The 14,422-nt window shown below is 50.2% G+C and carries 14 protein-coding genes; 3 read left to right on the top strand and 11 right to left on the bottom strand.

What is annotated here, in order from left to right:
* Nucleotides 1-13 precede the first annotated feature (13 nt).
* Both alr and dnaB read right to left on the bottom strand, forming a co-directional pair.
* Nucleotides 14-1,093 carry an alanine racemase gene (gene alr, locus FQZ95_RS04635; RefSeq protein ID WP_001147340.1) on the bottom strand — a complete coding sequence of 360 codons (1,080 nt, stop codon included), beginning with the start codon at nucleotides 1,091-1,093 and terminating at the stop codon, nucleotides 14-16.
* A 52-nt stretch (nucleotides 1,094-1,145) separates the two neighbouring features.
* On the bottom strand, nucleotides 1,146-2,561 hold the full coding sequence (dnaB, locus tag FQZ95_RS04630; RefSeq protein ID WP_000918363.1) for a replicative DNA helicase: 1,416 nt from the start codon (nucleotides 2,559-2,561) through the stop codon (nucleotides 1,146-1,148).
* Nucleotides 2,562-2,643: 82 nt separating this feature from the next.
* Here dnaB and FQZ95_RS04625 point away from each other — a divergent pair, with 82 nt between their 5' ends.
* Entirely contained in the window at nucleotides 2,644-3,627 is a 984-nt protein-coding gene (locus tag FQZ95_RS04625; protein ID WP_160529924.1) for a quinone oxidoreductase, read from the top strand.
* A gap of 165 nt (nucleotides 3,628-3,792) precedes the next feature.
* Here FQZ95_RS04625 and pspG read toward each other — a convergent pair whose 3' ends face one another.
* From pspG to FQZ95_RS04610, 3 genes are all read right to left on the bottom strand, one after another.
* Nucleotides 3,793-4,035: an envelope stress response protein PspG gene (gene pspG, locus FQZ95_RS04620; protein WP_000891404.1), complete on the bottom strand. Its 243-nt coding sequence runs from the start codon at nucleotides 4,033-4,035 to the stop codon at nucleotides 3,793-3,795.
* Nucleotides 4,036-4,168: 133 nt separating this feature from the next.
* Nucleotides 4,169-5,206, bottom strand: coding sequence for a tRNA dihydrouridine(20/20a) synthase DusA (dusA, locus tag FQZ95_RS04615; protein ID WP_001355080.1), 1,038 nt, complete (start codon nucleotides 5,204-5,206; stop codon nucleotides 4,169-4,171).
* Between the two features lie 361 nt (nucleotides 5,207-5,567).
* Nucleotides 5,568-6,572, bottom strand: a complete 1,005-nt coding sequence (locus tag FQZ95_RS04610) for a DUF2713 family protein (RefSeq protein ID WP_160529923.1) — start codon at nucleotides 6,570-6,572, stop codon at nucleotides 5,568-5,570.
* Nucleotides 6,573-6,888: 316 nt separating this feature from the next.
* Here FQZ95_RS04610 and zur point away from each other — a divergent pair, with 316 nt between their 5' ends.
* Nucleotides 6,889-7,404 (top strand): zinc uptake transcriptional repressor Zur, encoded by a 516-nt coding sequence (gene zur / locus FQZ95_RS04605; protein WP_001353540.1) that lies wholly within the window; start codon nucleotides 6,889-6,891, stop codon nucleotides 7,402-7,404.
* Between the two features lie 41 nt (nucleotides 7,405-7,445).
* Here zur and FQZ95_RS04600 read toward each other — a convergent pair whose 3' ends face one another.
* The 4 genes from FQZ95_RS04600 to dgkA form a co-directional block, all read right to left on the bottom strand.
* On the bottom strand, nucleotides 7,446-7,655 hold the full coding sequence (locus FQZ95_RS04600; RefSeq protein ID WP_001030595.1) for a CsbD family protein: 210 nt from the start codon (nucleotides 7,653-7,655) through the stop codon (nucleotides 7,446-7,448).
* Nucleotides 7,656-7,770: 115 nt separating this feature from the next.
* Nucleotides 7,771-9,096, bottom strand: a complete 1,326-nt coding sequence (dinF, locus tag FQZ95_RS04595; RefSeq protein ID WP_001353541.1) for an MATE family efflux transporter DinF — start codon at nucleotides 9,094-9,096, stop codon at nucleotides 7,771-7,773.
* Nucleotides 9,097-9,168: 72 nt separating this feature from the next.
* Nucleotides 9,169-9,777 (bottom strand): transcriptional repressor LexA, encoded by a 609-nt coding sequence (gene lexA, locus FQZ95_RS04590; protein WP_000646078.1) that lies wholly within the window; start codon nucleotides 9,775-9,777, stop codon nucleotides 9,169-9,171.
* A gap of 109 nt (nucleotides 9,778-9,886) precedes the next feature.
* Complete coding sequence (gene dgkA / locus FQZ95_RS04585) at nucleotides 9,887-10,255, bottom strand: diacylglycerol kinase (protein WP_000002907.1); 369 nt, start codon at nucleotides 10,253-10,255, stop codon at nucleotides 9,887-9,889.
* Nucleotides 10,256-10,425: 170 nt separating this feature from the next.
* Between dgkA and plsB the strand changes: the two genes are divergently transcribed.
* Nucleotides 10,426-12,849, top strand: a complete 2,424-nt coding sequence (gene plsB, locus FQZ95_RS04580) for a glycerol-3-phosphate 1-O-acyltransferase PlsB (protein ID WP_160529922.1) — start codon at nucleotides 10,426-10,428, stop codon at nucleotides 12,847-12,849.
* A 154-nt stretch (nucleotides 12,850-13,003) separates the two neighbouring features.
* On the opposite strand, the gene ubiA is transcribed toward plsB, so the two are convergent.
* Nucleotides 13,004-13,876, bottom strand: coding sequence for a 4-hydroxybenzoate octaprenyltransferase (gene ubiA / locus FQZ95_RS04575; RefSeq protein ID WP_000455227.1), 873 nt, complete (start codon nucleotides 13,874-13,876; stop codon nucleotides 13,004-13,006).
* Nucleotides 13,877-13,888: 12 nt separating this feature from the next.
* Complete coding sequence (gene ubiC / locus FQZ95_RS04570; protein ID WP_001353542.1) at nucleotides 13,889-14,386, bottom strand: chorismate lyase; 498 nt, start codon at nucleotides 14,384-14,386, stop codon at nucleotides 13,889-13,891.
* Between the last annotated feature and the right edge of the window lie 36 nt (nucleotides 14,387-14,422).

Genomic DNA, 14,422 nt, shown 5'->3' with positions numbered 1-14,422 from the left:
TATTACAGAACGATTAATCCACGTATTTCATCGCGACCCTTGAAGTCAGGCGCGTGATAAGTTCGTAAGCGCTCACTTTCGTCATTTCAGCGATACGTTCTACGGGCAAACCTTCGCCCCATAAAATGACCGGGTCCCCGGCTTTATCCTGCGCCTGTGGACCTAAGTCGACGCAGATCATATCCATCGCGACTCGCCCGACAATCGGCACTTCGCGACCGTTCACCAGCACCGGCGTACCGGACGGCGCGGCGCGCGGATAACCATCGCCATAACCCATAGCGACTACGCCAAGACGGGTATTACGTTCGCTTACCCAGGTTCCACCATAACCGACAGGCTCTCCGGCTTTATGCTCACGCACAGCAATCAGGCTGGAGGTCAATGACATTACCGGCTGACAGCCAAAATCGGCACCGGTGGAGCGATCTTCCAGCGGCGAGACACCGTAAAGAATGATGCCCGGGCGCACCCAGTCAAAATGTGACTGTGGCCACAGCAGAATGCCCCCCGACGCGGCAATGGAACGTTGACCAGGTTTGCCTTCACAAAAGGTATTAAAGATATCGAGTTGTTTCTCGGTTGCACCGCATTTTGGCTCATCCGCGCGCGCAAAATGGCTGACAATATTCACCGGCTGACGAACGTTTTTGCACCGCGTCAGACGATGATAAAACGCCTCAGCCTGTTCCGGCCTTACACCCAGACGGTGCATACCAGTATCGAGTTTCATCCAGACGGTAACCGGCTCGTCCAGGCTAGCCTCTTCCAGCGCAGCAAGCTGTTCTTCGTTATGCACGGCGGTATGAAAATGCTGCGCAGAAATCGTCGGTAAATCTCTGGCATCAAAAAAGCCTTCGAGTAACAGTACAGGTTTGGTGATTCCCCCCGCACGCAGTCGCAGAGCTTCTTCGAGACGGGCGACGCCAAAGGCGTCAGCATCGGGGAGCGTTCGCGCGGTCTCAAGAAGACCGTGACCATAAGCGTTCGCTTTCACCACCGCAACCATTTTACTGGCAGGAGCCAGTTCACGAAGACGTTGCAGGTTGTGTCGCAGAGCGCGGCGGTTAATCACAACAGTTGCCGCTTGCATTTGTGTTCCTTGATAAGTGTTTGCTTTAATTACCTAATTCATAAAATAATTATTATTCGTCGTCGTACTGCGGCCCCGCATAGTTGTCGAAGCGCGACCATTGACCGTTAAAGGTCAGGCGTACCGTCCCGATTGGGCCGTTACGTTGTTTACCGATAATAATTTCCGCGATGCCTTTTAAATCACTGTTTTCGTGATACACCTCATCACGATAGATAAACATGATCAAGTCCGCATCCTGCTCGATGGAGCCGGATTCACGCAGGTCGGAGTTAACCGGGCGTTTGTCGGCACGTTGTTCCAGAGAACGGTTCAACTGGGACAGCGCCACCACCGGCACGTTCAGTTCTTTCGCCAGTGCTTTCAGCGAGCGGGAGATTTCTGCAATTTCCAGCGTACGGTTATCGGAAAGCGCCGGTACGCGCATCAATTGCAGGTAGTCGATCATGATAAGCCCGATGCCGCCGTGTTCACGGGCAATACGGCGTGCGCGGGAACGCACTTCCGTTGGCGTCAGGCCGGAGGAGTCATCGATATAGATATTGCGTTTTTCGAGCAAAATACCCATGGTGCCGGAAATGCGCGCCCAGTCTTCATCATCGAGCTGCCCGGTACGGATTTTAGTCTGGTCAACGCGCGACAGCGACGCCAGAGAACGCATCATAATCTGTTCTGATGGCATCTCCAGCGAGAAGATAAGTACCGGTTTATCCTGCAACATCGCCGCATTTTCGACGAGGTTCATCGCAAATGTTGTTTTACCCATCGACGGACGCGCGGCGACGATGATCAAATCCGACGGCTGCAAGCCAGCGGTTTTTTTGTTGAGATCGTCATAACCGGTGTTTACCCCGGTAACGCCATCGTGTGGCTGCTGAAACAGCTGCTCAATACGCGCCACGGTTGCGTCGAGCACATCGGCGATGTTCTTCGGCCCTTCGTCTTTGTTTGCACGACTTTCGGCAATTTTAAAGACGCGGGATTCAGCCAGGTCCAATAGGTCTTCGCTGGTTCGCCCCTGCGGATCAAAACCGGCTTCGGCAATCTCATTCGCGACTGAGATCATTTCACGGACAACGGCACGTTCACGCACGATGTCCGCATAGGCACTGATGTTCGCCGCACTTGGCGTATTTTTTGACAACTCTGCCAGGTAAGCAAAACCACCAACGCTGTCGAGTTGTCCCTGACGTTCCAGCGATTCCGCAAGGGTAATCAGATCGATAGGACTACCGCTTTCCTGCAAACGCGCCATTTCGGTAAAGATATGACGGTGTGGGCGGGTGTAAAAATCGTCTGCCACCACACGCTCGGCTACATCGTCCCAGCGTTCGTTATCCAGCATTAAACCGCCCAACACCGACTGCTCCGCTTCGATCGAGTGCGGAGGCACTTTCAGCCCGGCAACTTGTGGATCGCGTTCGCGGGGTTCAGCCTGCTGTTTGTTGAAGGGTTTATTTCCTGCCATAGTGAATGGAGTTACCGAGATAAAGAATGGGTCGAAACTTTACCATATGAAGCAGACCCTGACGATACGTTCTGGAGGACACATGGCAACACGAATTGAATTTCACAAGCACGGTGGCCCGGAAGTACTTCAAGCCGTAGAGTTCACTCCTGCCGATCCGGCGGAGAATGAAATCCAGGTCGAAAATAAAGCCATCGGCATCAATTTTATCGACACGTATATCCGCAGCGGCCTTTATCCGCCGCCATCGCTACCCAGCGGATTAGGTACCGAAGCGGCAGGCATCGTGAGTAAAGTCGGCAGTGGTGTAAAGCATATTAAGGCAGGCGATCGCGTAGTCTATGCACAGTCGGCATTAGGCGCTTACAGCTCTGTGCATAACGTCAATGCCGATAAAGCGGCGATTCTGCCCGCGGCAATTTCTTTTGAGCAAGCGGCGGCATCATTCCTGAAAGGCTTAACGGTTTATTATCTGCTGCGCAAAACCTATGAAATTAAACCTGATGAGCAGTTCCTGTTCCACGCAGCGGCTGGCGGCGTTGGCTTAATTGCCTGCCAGTGGGCAAAAGCCCTTGGGGCGAAACTTATCGGCACCGTGGGAAGCGCGCAAAAAGCGCAGAGTGCGCTAAAAGCGGGCGCATGGCAGGTTATTAACTATCGCGAAGAGAATCTGGTCGAGCGGTTAAAAGAGATCACCGGTGGCAAGAAAGTGCGCGTGGTGTACGATTCCGTGGGCAGAGACACCTGGGAACGGTCGCTGGATTGCCTGCAACGCCGCGGCTTAATGGTCAGTTTTGGCAACTCATCAGGTGCGGTTACCGGTGTGAACTTAGGCATTCTCAATCAGAAAGGCTCGTTGTATGTGACACGCCCTTCCCTGCAAGGCTATATCACCACGCGGGAGGAATTAACCGAGGCCAGTAATGAACTGTTCTCTTTGATTGCCAGCGGTGTGATTAAGGTCGATGTCGCCGAACAACAGAAATATCCGCTGAAGGATGCACAGCGTGCGCATGCGATTCTGGAAAGCCGGGCGACGCAAGGCTCCAGCCTGTTGATTCCATAAAAGAAATAGGGCTTCCACCTGGGAAGCCCTTTCTTTTTATAGTTCGGCTGTATGTAGGGTACAGCACGATGAATCTGTTAGAGGCGCAATAGTGACAGATTTGATTATCAATTCCTATTTTGTTCTAAGGATAAAACCTTAGGTTGTGATCGTCCGCACAATCCCTTAGTAACGCCAACGGTCATAGCGCTGATATTTCGGCACTTTTGGTGCTTTAATCGCCTTAATAACCCACACCACCGCAATCGCCAATAACAGCCACGGCAGCAACTTAATCATCAATGCCAGCATACCGCCGAGGAACATAATGGCCGTCGCCACAACCAGCGCAGCGATAATACCCAGCAACGAAACGCCGGTGACCATCAGCATGACAAAAAAGCCAATCACAAAAAGTAGTTCCAGCATGATGCTCTCCCAAATATGAAATCTCTTGCTGGCATTACAAGAATCATGCCAAAAATAATCTATTGATTTAACAGCAAAACGCCCCGCGACGGTGCGCAGGGCGTGGTGAATTTGACTACTTTTTGGTGAAAAGTTAACGCTTATCTGCCACCAGTTTGAGCGCGTGTTCCAGCACGTTAATGTCAGCACCCGCTTTATGGGCATTTTCACTTAAATAACGCCGCCACTGCCGCGCGCCAGGAATACCCTGGAACAGCCCCAGCATATGCCGGGTAATATGGCCCAGATAAGTTCCCTGGCTGAGTTCACGCTCAATATACGGATACATGGCACGCACCACCGCCACCGGATCGGCATCGGTATCCGAGGAACCAAAAATCTCTCGGTCTACCGCCGCCAGAATACCCGGATTCTGATACGCCTCGCGCCCTACCATCACGCCATCCATATGTTGCAAATGCGCTTTAGCCTCTTCCAGCGACTTGATACCACCGTTAATCGACATCGTCAGATGCGGAAAGTCGCGCTTCAGTTGATAAACGCGCGGGTAATCAAGCGGCGGGATTTCACGGTTTTCTTTCGGGCTTAACCCAGAAAGCCAGGCTTTACGTGCGTGGATGATGAACATCTCACACTCGCCTTTGCCGGAAACGGTGTTGATGAAATCGCAGAGAAATTCATAGCTGTCCTGGTCATCGATGCCAATACGCGTTTTCACCGTCACCGGAATCGATACGACATCGCGCATCGCTTTCACGCAGTCGGCAACCAGCTGCGCATTGCCCATCAGGCACGCACCAAACATGCCGTTCTGTACCCGGTCAGACGGGCAGCCGACATTCAGGTTGATCTCATCATATCCGCGCGTTTCTGCCAGCTTCGCACACTGCGCCAGCGCCGCCGGATCGCTACCGCCCAGTTGCAACGCTACCGGATGTTCTTCTTCACTGTACGCCAGGTAATCACCTTTACCGTGAATAATCGCCCCTGTGGTCACCATTTCTGTATACAGCAACGTATTGCGGGAAAGCAGACGCAGGAAATAACGGCAGTGTCTGTCCGTCCAGTCGAGCATTGGTGCAACGCTAAACCGACCACTCCAGTGAACGTCAGTTTTTTCAGGCATTGCGCTGGTTTGGTTGATTTTTTGCATTTCAGAATTACCGTGCATTTTCAAAAGTAGAGATTATTTTAACGATATATCATGGAGTTATGTTATTCAGCATCACTGTTCAGGAGGCTCAATAGCGGGGTACTATACCATAACAACAGGAAGCGCCTGGCTCTTTGAAAAAGAAAAATGAGATCCCTTCAAAGCGTGACGCTCTCGCGAATTGAAGAAATAATCTTATTAGATGTTAGCGTTGTGAAAAGCAATGATAAGCAATTCAGTTTCGACGATAAATAAAAAATCATACATAAAAGCGTGTTGAACTATCTCGCGGCGAATGGCAATGATAGATAAAAAAGAACCCAAGCAATATTGGGTTCTTTTATGTAAAAAATTCCATTCTACAGAGAAAATTCACATTTTATTTTTTTAACACAATACCGAATAGGTCATAAATGAACTTAATAATATCTTCGTTAATGAGATCGTTGTCATTTATATCTTTGTCATTCATATCTTTGCCAATTACAATGGGTCCCGTTGAGTCTGGGTCAAATGATTGAACGAATTTAATTAACGTCTCACCTGCAGCCTGCATTTTTGTAATGTCTGTGATGTCTTTATTGTCTTCTTCAGCCTGCTTTTTCCTATCATTCAGAATTAAATTAAAATCCAGTTCATTTTTATCTACCAATTCTTTCATATCCATCAGGCTTTTTTTCATCACTTGACGAGATAATATTTTTATCTTACTTGTTATGTAGTTTTCACAATAATCATTAACTCTTCGTGCTGTTGCTATGATATCAGCTGATGCACTACCATATGAAAATGAAAGTAAAAGGGAAGCCAAGGGTTTTAAGCGAGCATCGTTCTTTGCTTTATATGCATTTTCCAAATTTAAAAAACCTTCGCTTACAGTTTTTAGATGTAATGACGCTACAGGTACTTTACCATAGGGTTTATCATAAAATAGCTGAATTGCGGAGGGAAGGTCATTCTGATTTATTACATCGAACGTACACCTGTCTATTAGAGTTGCATCGCTATTTTCCATTGGATTACAAACAAAATCCATCGCATAATGAAAAATCGCCCGTTCTACAAATGCAGAAATATAGTCACGATCACCTAATTGCTCATTAGTGCACTGTACAATACACTCGTCAACCCAATCTTTGAGAGCATTTATTCGTCCAATTAAGGAAACATTCTTTTCACTTGCAGTCCATAAATTATGGGTAATACTCTGAATAAACAAATCTATTTTTGCAATAATCGCAGCGCGATTACTCATCGTTGCATAATCAACCGATTTATTATACATATCCTTAAGTTTTTCCGAGCTTACATTTTTATTATCGTATTGATTTGAGTTGAGGCTTTTATTAAAGTAATCTCTTGAACTTCCTATTATACTTGACATAATTTATCCACCTTTTTACCGAGCTGTATCATTCTTATAATTCATTTGACAAAAAGTCACTATCAAAAACCGCTCATAATTTCTGATCTGTAGGCATACTTTCAAACGCATTTAAATAAATAGCGAGTTAACTTCAAGCAATGTATTTAAAAATGGAGTAATAATTATTGTCATGTTGATAATGGTGTCACCTGGCTATACAACACCTTACCTATGAAACAGAAAATCAACATTACAACAACAATAAGGGTTCTCGGTGTTTTTCCTGGAACATGGTAAAGTAAGGACATTCTTAACCCACACCTTGAGGTGCCCGATGGAAAAGACCACAACGCAGGAATTATTAGCGCAGGCTGAAAAACTCTGTGCGCAGCGTAATGTGCGCCTGACCCCGCAGCGCCTGGAAGTGTTACGCCTGATGAGTCTGCAGGATGGCGCTATCAGCGCTTATGATCTGCTTGATTTGTTGCGCGAAGCTGAACCGCAAGCCAAGCCGCCAACGGTTTACCGCGCGCTAGACTTTCTCCTTGAGCAAGGGTTTGTGCATAAAGTTGAGTCCACCAACAGCTATGTGCTCTGTCATCTGTTCGACCAGCCAACGCATACTTCAGCTATGTTTATTTGCGATCGCTGCGGTGCGGTGAAAGAAGAGTGTGCGGAAGGTGTGGAGGACATCATGCATACGCTGGCGGCAAAAATGGGTTTTGCCCTGCGGCATAATGTGATTGAAGCACATGGATTATGTTCAGCATGTGTAGAAATAGAAGCGTGTCGTCATCCTGAACAGTGCCACCATGACCACTCTATTCAGGTGAAAAAGAAATCTCGCTAACAGGGCGTACATCCTTGTACACGTCGGGCAGAAGGGATTAATTACCAGCGATATTCATTGCGGGTTTCCCAATCCACGACCTCTTTTTCTGCCTGATCTTTCTGATAACCATAACGTTCCTGGATTTTACCGACCAGTTGATCACGTTTACCTTCAATGACCGTCATATCATCATCGGTCAGTTTGCCCCATTGCTCTTTCACTTTACCTTTAAACTGTTTCCAGTTACCGCCGGCTTCATCTTTATTCATAATCAAGACCTCATCGTTAGGTTGTGAATGAGAGTACGCTCACTTTTCTTCTGAACGTGAGATTAAGTGTAGTCAGGAATTTTACCCAGGATTATTTATTCAGAATTATTAACCGTCACGTTGCTGCAAACCAGGTACCGTTGCGCCAGTGACGCTGCCAGATAGCTGCCAGAGAAAGCCCGCGCAGCGCCAGAAAGACAGTTAACGCCAACCACAAACCATGATTGCCCAGCCACGGCAGCGTAAGGAGCGTCAGGGCAAAACCTGCTGCTGCTACCGCCATACTGTTACGCATTTCAGCCGCACGCGTTGCGCCTATAAACATGCCATCCAGTAGATAACACCAGACACCGACCAATGGCAAAATCACCTGCCAGATAAGATAGCGGTCGGCCAGCTGCTGAATCTGGGTTAACGACGTCAACAACGCAATGATGTGTTCCCCTGCCAGTAAATAAATCACCGAAAACAGCAGTGCAACGATCCCCGACTGGCGGCACGCTGCGCGCCAGACCTCCAATAGCTGGCTCCCGTCGCGCGCACCGTACGCCTGACCTGAATGCGCTTCAACCGCGTAGGCAAAACCATCAAGCGCATAGGCGGTAAAGGTGAGTAGCGTCATCAGAACCGCGTTTACCGCGATGATGTCACTTCCAAGTCGTGCGCCAAGTACGGTGATCGCACCAAAACAGAGTTGCAGCAACAGCGAGCGCAGCATGATATCGCGGTTAAGCGCCAGCAAACGGCGGAAATTACCTCGCCAGGCTTTTTTCAGCATTTCGCCGGAGATACCGCGTGTTTTGATGATTTTACGCACTAGTAGCAGACCAATCAGCAATGTTGCATATTCCGCAATAACCGTCGCCAGCGCAGCGCCCTGCACGTTCATATGCAGCCCCATCACCAGCCAGACATCCAGCACTATGTTGAGAATATTGCCGACTACTAACAAAATTACTGGCGCACGGGCATATTGCACGCCGAGTAGCCAGCCAAGTAACACCAGATTCGCCAGCGACGCCGGTGCGCTTAACCAGCGGATTTCAAGAAAGCGCCGCGCCTGTTCCAGCACTGCTTCGCTACCGCCAACAATATGCAGCGCCAGATCGATAATCGGCGTACGCAGTAGCGCAATTAACGCCCCAGCCCCCAGAGCCAACAGCAACGGCTGTACCAGCGCACGGGCTAATGCCTGGGGATTTTGGGCACCATAAGCCTGCGCAGTAAGCCCGGTGGTGCTCATGCGCAAAAACAGCAACAGCATAAAGAGAAAGCTGGTCGCCGTTGCACCAACCGCCACACCGCCCAGATAAACCGGACTATCAAGATGACCAATAACCGCCGTATCGACCAGCCCAAGCAACGGGACGGTGATATTGGAGAAAATCATGGGTAAGGCGAGATGCCAGAGTGCTTTATCAGATGAAGTGAGGAATGCCATGCAGACAAGCCTGATGAAGAGAGATGAAAAACAAACCGCGACGCCAGGCGGCATCGCGGTCTCAGAGATATGTCACAGCCAGTCGCCGTTGCGAATAACCCCAACCGCCAGCCCTTCAATCGTGAAGCTTTGCTGACGAAGGTCAACGACAATCGGTTTAAACTCACTGTTTTCTGGCAACAGTTCGACTTTATTGCCCTGTTTTTTCAGACGCTTAACGGTAACTTCGTCATCAATACGAGCGACGACGACCTGACCATTACGTACGTCCTGAGTTTTATGCACAGCCAGCAAGTCGCCATCCATAATGCCGATATCTTTCATCGACATCCCGCTGACGCGCAGCAGGAAATCCGCATTCGGTTTGAACAAGGAAGGATCAACCTGATAATGACCTTCAATGTGCTGCTGCGCCAGAAGCGGTTCACCGGCAGCCACACGACCTACCAGTGGCAACCCCTCTTCCTCTTCCTGTAACAGACGAATCCCGCGTGATGCGCCGGAAACAATTTCAATAACGCCTTTGCGTGCCAGCGCTTTCAGATGTTCTTCAGCCGCGTTTGGGGAACGGAACCCCAAACGCTGCGCGATTTCCGCACGCGTCGGCGGCATACCTGTCTGGCTGATGTGATCACGGATGAGATCAAACACCTCTTGCTGCCTGGCCGTTAACGCTTTCATTCCGCCCCCTGGGTGTATATACAGTTATGCTGTGAGTATATACAGCAAAAGGCGATTTTGGAACCATAAACTGCACAATAAACCAGAGATTTATCGAATTCTGGAAGGGTTATCCAAAATGCGACCATAACAGGATGCACCAGGTAATCACGGCGACGATAATCGCGATCAGTACCGCAGCGGACCCCATATCTTTAGCGCGTCCGGAAAGCTCATGGTATTCAGAGCCAATTCGGTCAACCACGGCTTCAATAGCACTATTGAGAATTTCCACAATCATCACCAGCATGACGGAGCTGATAAGCAGCACGCGAGTAATCGCGTCCACATCCAGCCAGCAGGCGATGACCACCGCCAACAATACCGCTACGCCTTCCTGACGGAATGCCGCTTCGTTGATCCATGCCGCGCGTAACCCCTTCCAGGAATAGCCAGCAGCTTTGATAATTCGAGTGAATCCAGTGGTATTATTGGCCATTGAAAGAACCTTTTTACATTATGAGCGTCAATATCAGTGTACCGTTAAATCCGATGATTCGGGTTTGCGTAACGCCGCGCGAAACATGAGCGGATACCACAGAATTTCCCATGAGTTTCTGCTATCCTTGCCGCGCATTTGCATTATTAACCAGAGGCTTTACATCGTTTATGTCCGGCTGGCCACGAATTTACTACAAATTACTGAATTTACCATTAAGCATCCTGGTAAAAAGCAAGTCTATTCCGGCAGATCCTGCCCCGGAACTGGGACTGGATACCTCTCGTCCAATTATGTACGTTTTACCGTACAACTCGAAAGCAGATTTGCTGACGTTGCGCGCCCAGTGTCTGGCACATGACCTGCCTGACCCCTTAGAGCCGCTGGAGATTGACGGCACGCTACTGCCGCGCTATGTGTTCATTCACGGCGGGCCGCGTGTTTTCACCTATTACACACCGAAAGAAGAGTCCATTAAGCTGTTCCACGACTATCTTGATTTGCATCGTAGCAATCCAAATCTGGATGTGCAGATGGTGCCGGTATCGGTGATGTTCGGTCGCGCGCCTGGGCGGGAAAAAGGTGAAGTGAACCCACCGCTGCGTATGCTAAATGGCGTGCAGAAATTTTTCGCCGTACTGTGGCTCGGTCGCGACAGTTTTGTGCGTTTCTCACCGTCAGTTTCTCTGCGCCGCATGGCCGATGAACACGGCACGGATAAAACTATCGCCCAGAAACTAGCGCGCGTGGCGCGTATGCACTTTGCTCGTCAGCGTCTGGCTGCCGTAGGTCCACGTCTTCCTGCCCGTCAGGATCTGTTTAATAAGCTGCTCGCCTCCCGCGCCATTGCCAAAGCGGTAGAAGATGAAGCGCGCAGCAAAAAAATCTCCCATGAAAAAGCGCAGCAGAACGCCATTGCACTGATGGAAGAGATTGCGGCGAATTTCTCTTACGAGATGATTCGCCTGACTGACCGTATTCTGGGCTTCACCTGGAACCGACTTTATCAGGGCATTAACGTCCATAACGCTGAGCGCGTTCGCCAGCTGGCTCATGACGGTCATGAGCTGGTGTATGTGCCTTGCCACCGCAGTCACATGGACTACCTGCTGCTTTCTTACGTGCTCTATCACCAGGGGCTGGTGCCACCGCATATCGCCGCCGGGATCAACCTGAACTTCTGGCCTGCCGGGCCGATTTTCCGCCGTCTGGGTGCGTTCTTCATTCGCCGTACTTTTAAAGGCAATAAACTCTACTCCACCGTTTTCCGTGAGTATCTCGGCGAACTGTTCAGCCGTGGTTATTCCGTCGAGTACTTTGTGGAAGGCGGTCGTTCCCGTACGGGGCGTTTGCTGGATCCGAAAACCGGTACGCTGTCGATGACCATTCAGGCGATGCTGCGTGGCGGCACGCGTCCGATTACGCTGATTCCGATCTACATCGGTTATGAGCACGTCATGGAAGTGGGTACTTACGCCAAAGAACTGCGCGGTGCAACGAAAGAGAAAGAGAGCCTGCCGCAGATGCTGCGCGGTTTAAGCAAGCTACGTAATCTCGGTCAGGGTTACGTCAACTTCGGTGAACCAATGCCGTTGATGACCTACCTTAACCAGCACGTACCAGACTGGCGTGAATCTATCGATCCCATCGAAGCGGTGCGTCCGGCCTGGTTAACGCCGACGGTCAATAACATTGCTGCCGATCTGATGGTACGCATCAACAACGCAGGTGCGGCTAACGCCATGAACCTGTGCTGCACTGCGCTTCTGGCGTCACGTCAGCGCTCACTCACTCGCGAGCAGTTAACCGAGCAACTCAATTGCTACCTGGATCTAATGCGCAACGTGCCTTACTCCACGGACTCTACTGTTCCTTCAGCCAGCGCCAGCGAGCTTATCGATCACGCGCTGCAAATGAACAAGTTTGAAGTCGAGAAAGACACTATCGGCGACATCATCATTCTGCCGCGCGAACAAGCGGTGCTGATGACCTACTATCGCAACAACATTGCGCATATGTTGGTGCTGCCTTCGCTGATGGCGGCAATTGTCACCCAGCATCGCCACATCTCCCGTGACGTATTGATGGAGCATGTCAATGTGCTTTACCCAATGCTGAAAGCGGAGCTGTTCCTGCGCTGGGATCGCGACGAGTTGCCGGACGTTATTGATGCGCTGGCAAATGAGATGCAGCGCCAGGGACTGATTACCCTGCAAGATAATGAATTGCATATCAACCCGGCGCATTCTCGCACGCTACAGCTGCTGGCCGCAGGCGCGCGCGAAACGCTGCAACGTTATGCCATCACCTTCTGGCTGTTGAGCACCAACCCGTCGATCAACCGCGGTACGCTGGAAAAAGAGAGCCGCACCGTCGCGCAACGTCTCTCCGTGCTGCACGGTATCAACGCGCCGGAGTTCTTCGACAAGGCGGTGTTCAGTTCTCTGGTGCTGACACTGCGTGATGAAGGGTATATCAGCGATAGCGGCGACGCCGAACCGGCAGAAACGATGAAGGTTTATCAATTGCTGGCGGAGTTGATTACATCAGACGTGCGTTTGACGATTGAGAGTGCGACGCAGGGCGAAGGGTAATCAGAGAGAATTGCCGGATGCGGCGAAAACGCCTTATCCGGCCTTCCATAATCTGCAAATTCAATAAATTGCGATCTGTTGTGTAGGCCTGAGAAGCGCAGCGCATAAGGCAACCCAGAAGAAAGCCGGATGATCATCCGGCTTTTTTACATCATCAGAAATGCCAGTAACTCATTGCCAGCCCTAAAAACAGTACCAGACCAACATAGTTATTATTCATAAATGCTTTAAAGCAGGCTTCACGCTCGCGGTTGGCAATCAGTTTTTGTTGATAAACAAACAGCGCGCCAGCCACCAAAATTGACCAGTAATATCCCCAGCCTAAGCCATTTAACTCACCGATAATCGCCATCAGCGCCAGTACGCCAATCTGCAAAATACCAATAATCAATTTATCGTACTGGCCGAACAAGATTGCAGTGGACTTAATGCCAATCTTCACATCATCATCACGATCAACCATCGCATACTGCGTGTCGTAAGCCACCGCCCAGAGAATATTGGCGAGGAACATTAACCAGCAACTCAACGGCACCGACTCACTCACAGCGGCAAAAGCCATTGGAATCGACCAGCCAAACGCCGCCCCCAGCACCACTTGCGGTAGATGGGTATACCGCTTCATAAACGGGTACACCCACGCCAGCGCCAGCGCGGCAATCGACAACAGAATGGTCATCGTATTCAGCGTCAGCACCAGTAAAAACGAAATCAGTACCAGCACGACAAACAGCGCACGCGCCTCTTTCTCTGTTACCGCGCCACTGGGAAGTGGTCGGTTCGCCGTGCGCTTAACATGACCATCGAACTTGCGGTCAGCATAATCATTCACCACACATCCGGCAGCGCGCATCAGCCAGACACCCGCGACAAACACCGCCAGGATCCAGAGCTGGGGAACGCCCGGTGTCGCCACCCACAACGCCCATAATGTTGGCCAGAGCAGCAGTAACGCGCCAATTGGCTTATCCGTACGCATTAAGCGATGAAACGCCAGCAGCTTATTCTGCGTCAGACTCCACTCCATATTTTTTTCCTCTTAGTACAACGGTGACGCCGGTAAAAACAGTTCGGTTAGCAACAGCGGTTTACCGCTTAATCGCAGGCGGGAACGTCGCCCCCACAGTCCGGCATCACGGCCTATCTCAATAAAGTCCCGGGTTAATGTCGATGATGTGAACAGATAGCGCCCTAACGGCGTTTTACCCAATTTTTGTAACGCCAGCTCCGGCCCGCTTAACGTTGACTCAGGAACGACGGTACGACCGGCAAGCCACGGTTCACCATCGGCACATAACAAAATTTCACGTAACCAGTAACGGGACTCTTTCGGCAACAATGGCAGTTCTTCGTGGATTTCATTCTGCCCGACAAACCCTTCGCGGATCATCGTCACGCTCACTGTTTTTCCCTGCTGCTCAAAACGTTTCGTCATGGAATCTTCCAGCAACAACCAGTCGAGCAGTTGCGGATCCAGGGAAGGGATCTCTGTAAAATAGCGCAGCGCACGCAGTTGCGTTAACGCGGGGTGTGACATGCCGAACTCTCCGTTACATAACGTAAAGGCATTGTA

Source organism: Escherichia sp. HH41S, assembly GCF_009820115.1.
Lineage (GTDB): Bacteria > Pseudomonadota > Gammaproteobacteria > Enterobacterales > Enterobacteriaceae > Escherichia > Escherichia coli_F.
This window is presented reverse-complemented; position numbering and strand designations above follow the sequence as displayed.

Coding starts and splice junctions, on each gene's coding strand:
- dinF (WP_001353541.1), bottom strand. CDS start 9,096: ATGGCATTCCTCACTTCATCTGATAAAGCACTCTGGCATCTCGCCTTA.
- pspG (WP_000891404.1), bottom strand. CDS start 4,035: ATGCTGGAACTACTTTTTGTGATTGGCTTTTTTGTCATGCTGATGGTC.
- ubiC (WP_001353542.1), bottom strand. CDS start 14,386: ATGTCACACCCCGCGTTAACGCAACTGCGTGCGCTGCGCTATTTTACA.
- zur (WP_001353540.1), top strand. CDS start 6,889: ATGGAAAAGACCACAACGCAGGAATTATTAGCGCAGGCTGAAAAACTC.
- FQZ95_RS04600 (WP_001030595.1), bottom strand. CDS start 7,655: ATGAATAAAGATGAAGCCGGCGGTAACTGGAAACAGTTTAAAGGTAAA.
- FQZ95_RS04610 (WP_160529923.1), bottom strand. CDS start 6,572: ATGTCAAGTATAATAGGAAGTTCAAGAGATTACTTTAATAAAAGCCTC.
- alr (WP_001147340.1), bottom strand. CDS start 1,093: ATGCAAGCGGCAACTGTTGTGATTAACCGCCGCGCTCTGCGACACAAC.
- dgkA (WP_000002907.1), bottom strand. CDS start 10,255: ATGGCCAATAATACCACTGGATTCACTCGAATTATCAAAGCTGCTGGC.
- FQZ95_RS04625 (WP_160529924.1), top strand. CDS start 2,644: ATGGCAACACGAATTGAATTTCACAAGCACGGTGGCCCGGAAGTACTT.
- dnaB (WP_000918363.1), bottom strand. CDS start 2,561: ATGGCAGGAAATAAACCCTTCAACAAACAGCAGGCTGAACCCCGCGAA.
- lexA (WP_000646078.1), bottom strand. CDS start 9,777: ATGAAAGCGTTAACGGCCAGGCAGCAAGAGGTGTTTGATCTCATCCGT.
- ubiA (WP_000455227.1), bottom strand. CDS start 13,876: ATGGAGTGGAGTCTGACGCAGAATAAGCTGCTGGCGTTTCATCGCTTA.
- dusA (WP_001355080.1), bottom strand. CDS start 5,206: ATGCACGGTAATTCTGAAATGCAAAAAATCAACCAAACCAGCGCAATG.
- plsB (WP_160529922.1), top strand. CDS start 10,426: ATGTCCGGCTGGCCACGAATTTACTACAAATTACTGAATTTACCATTA.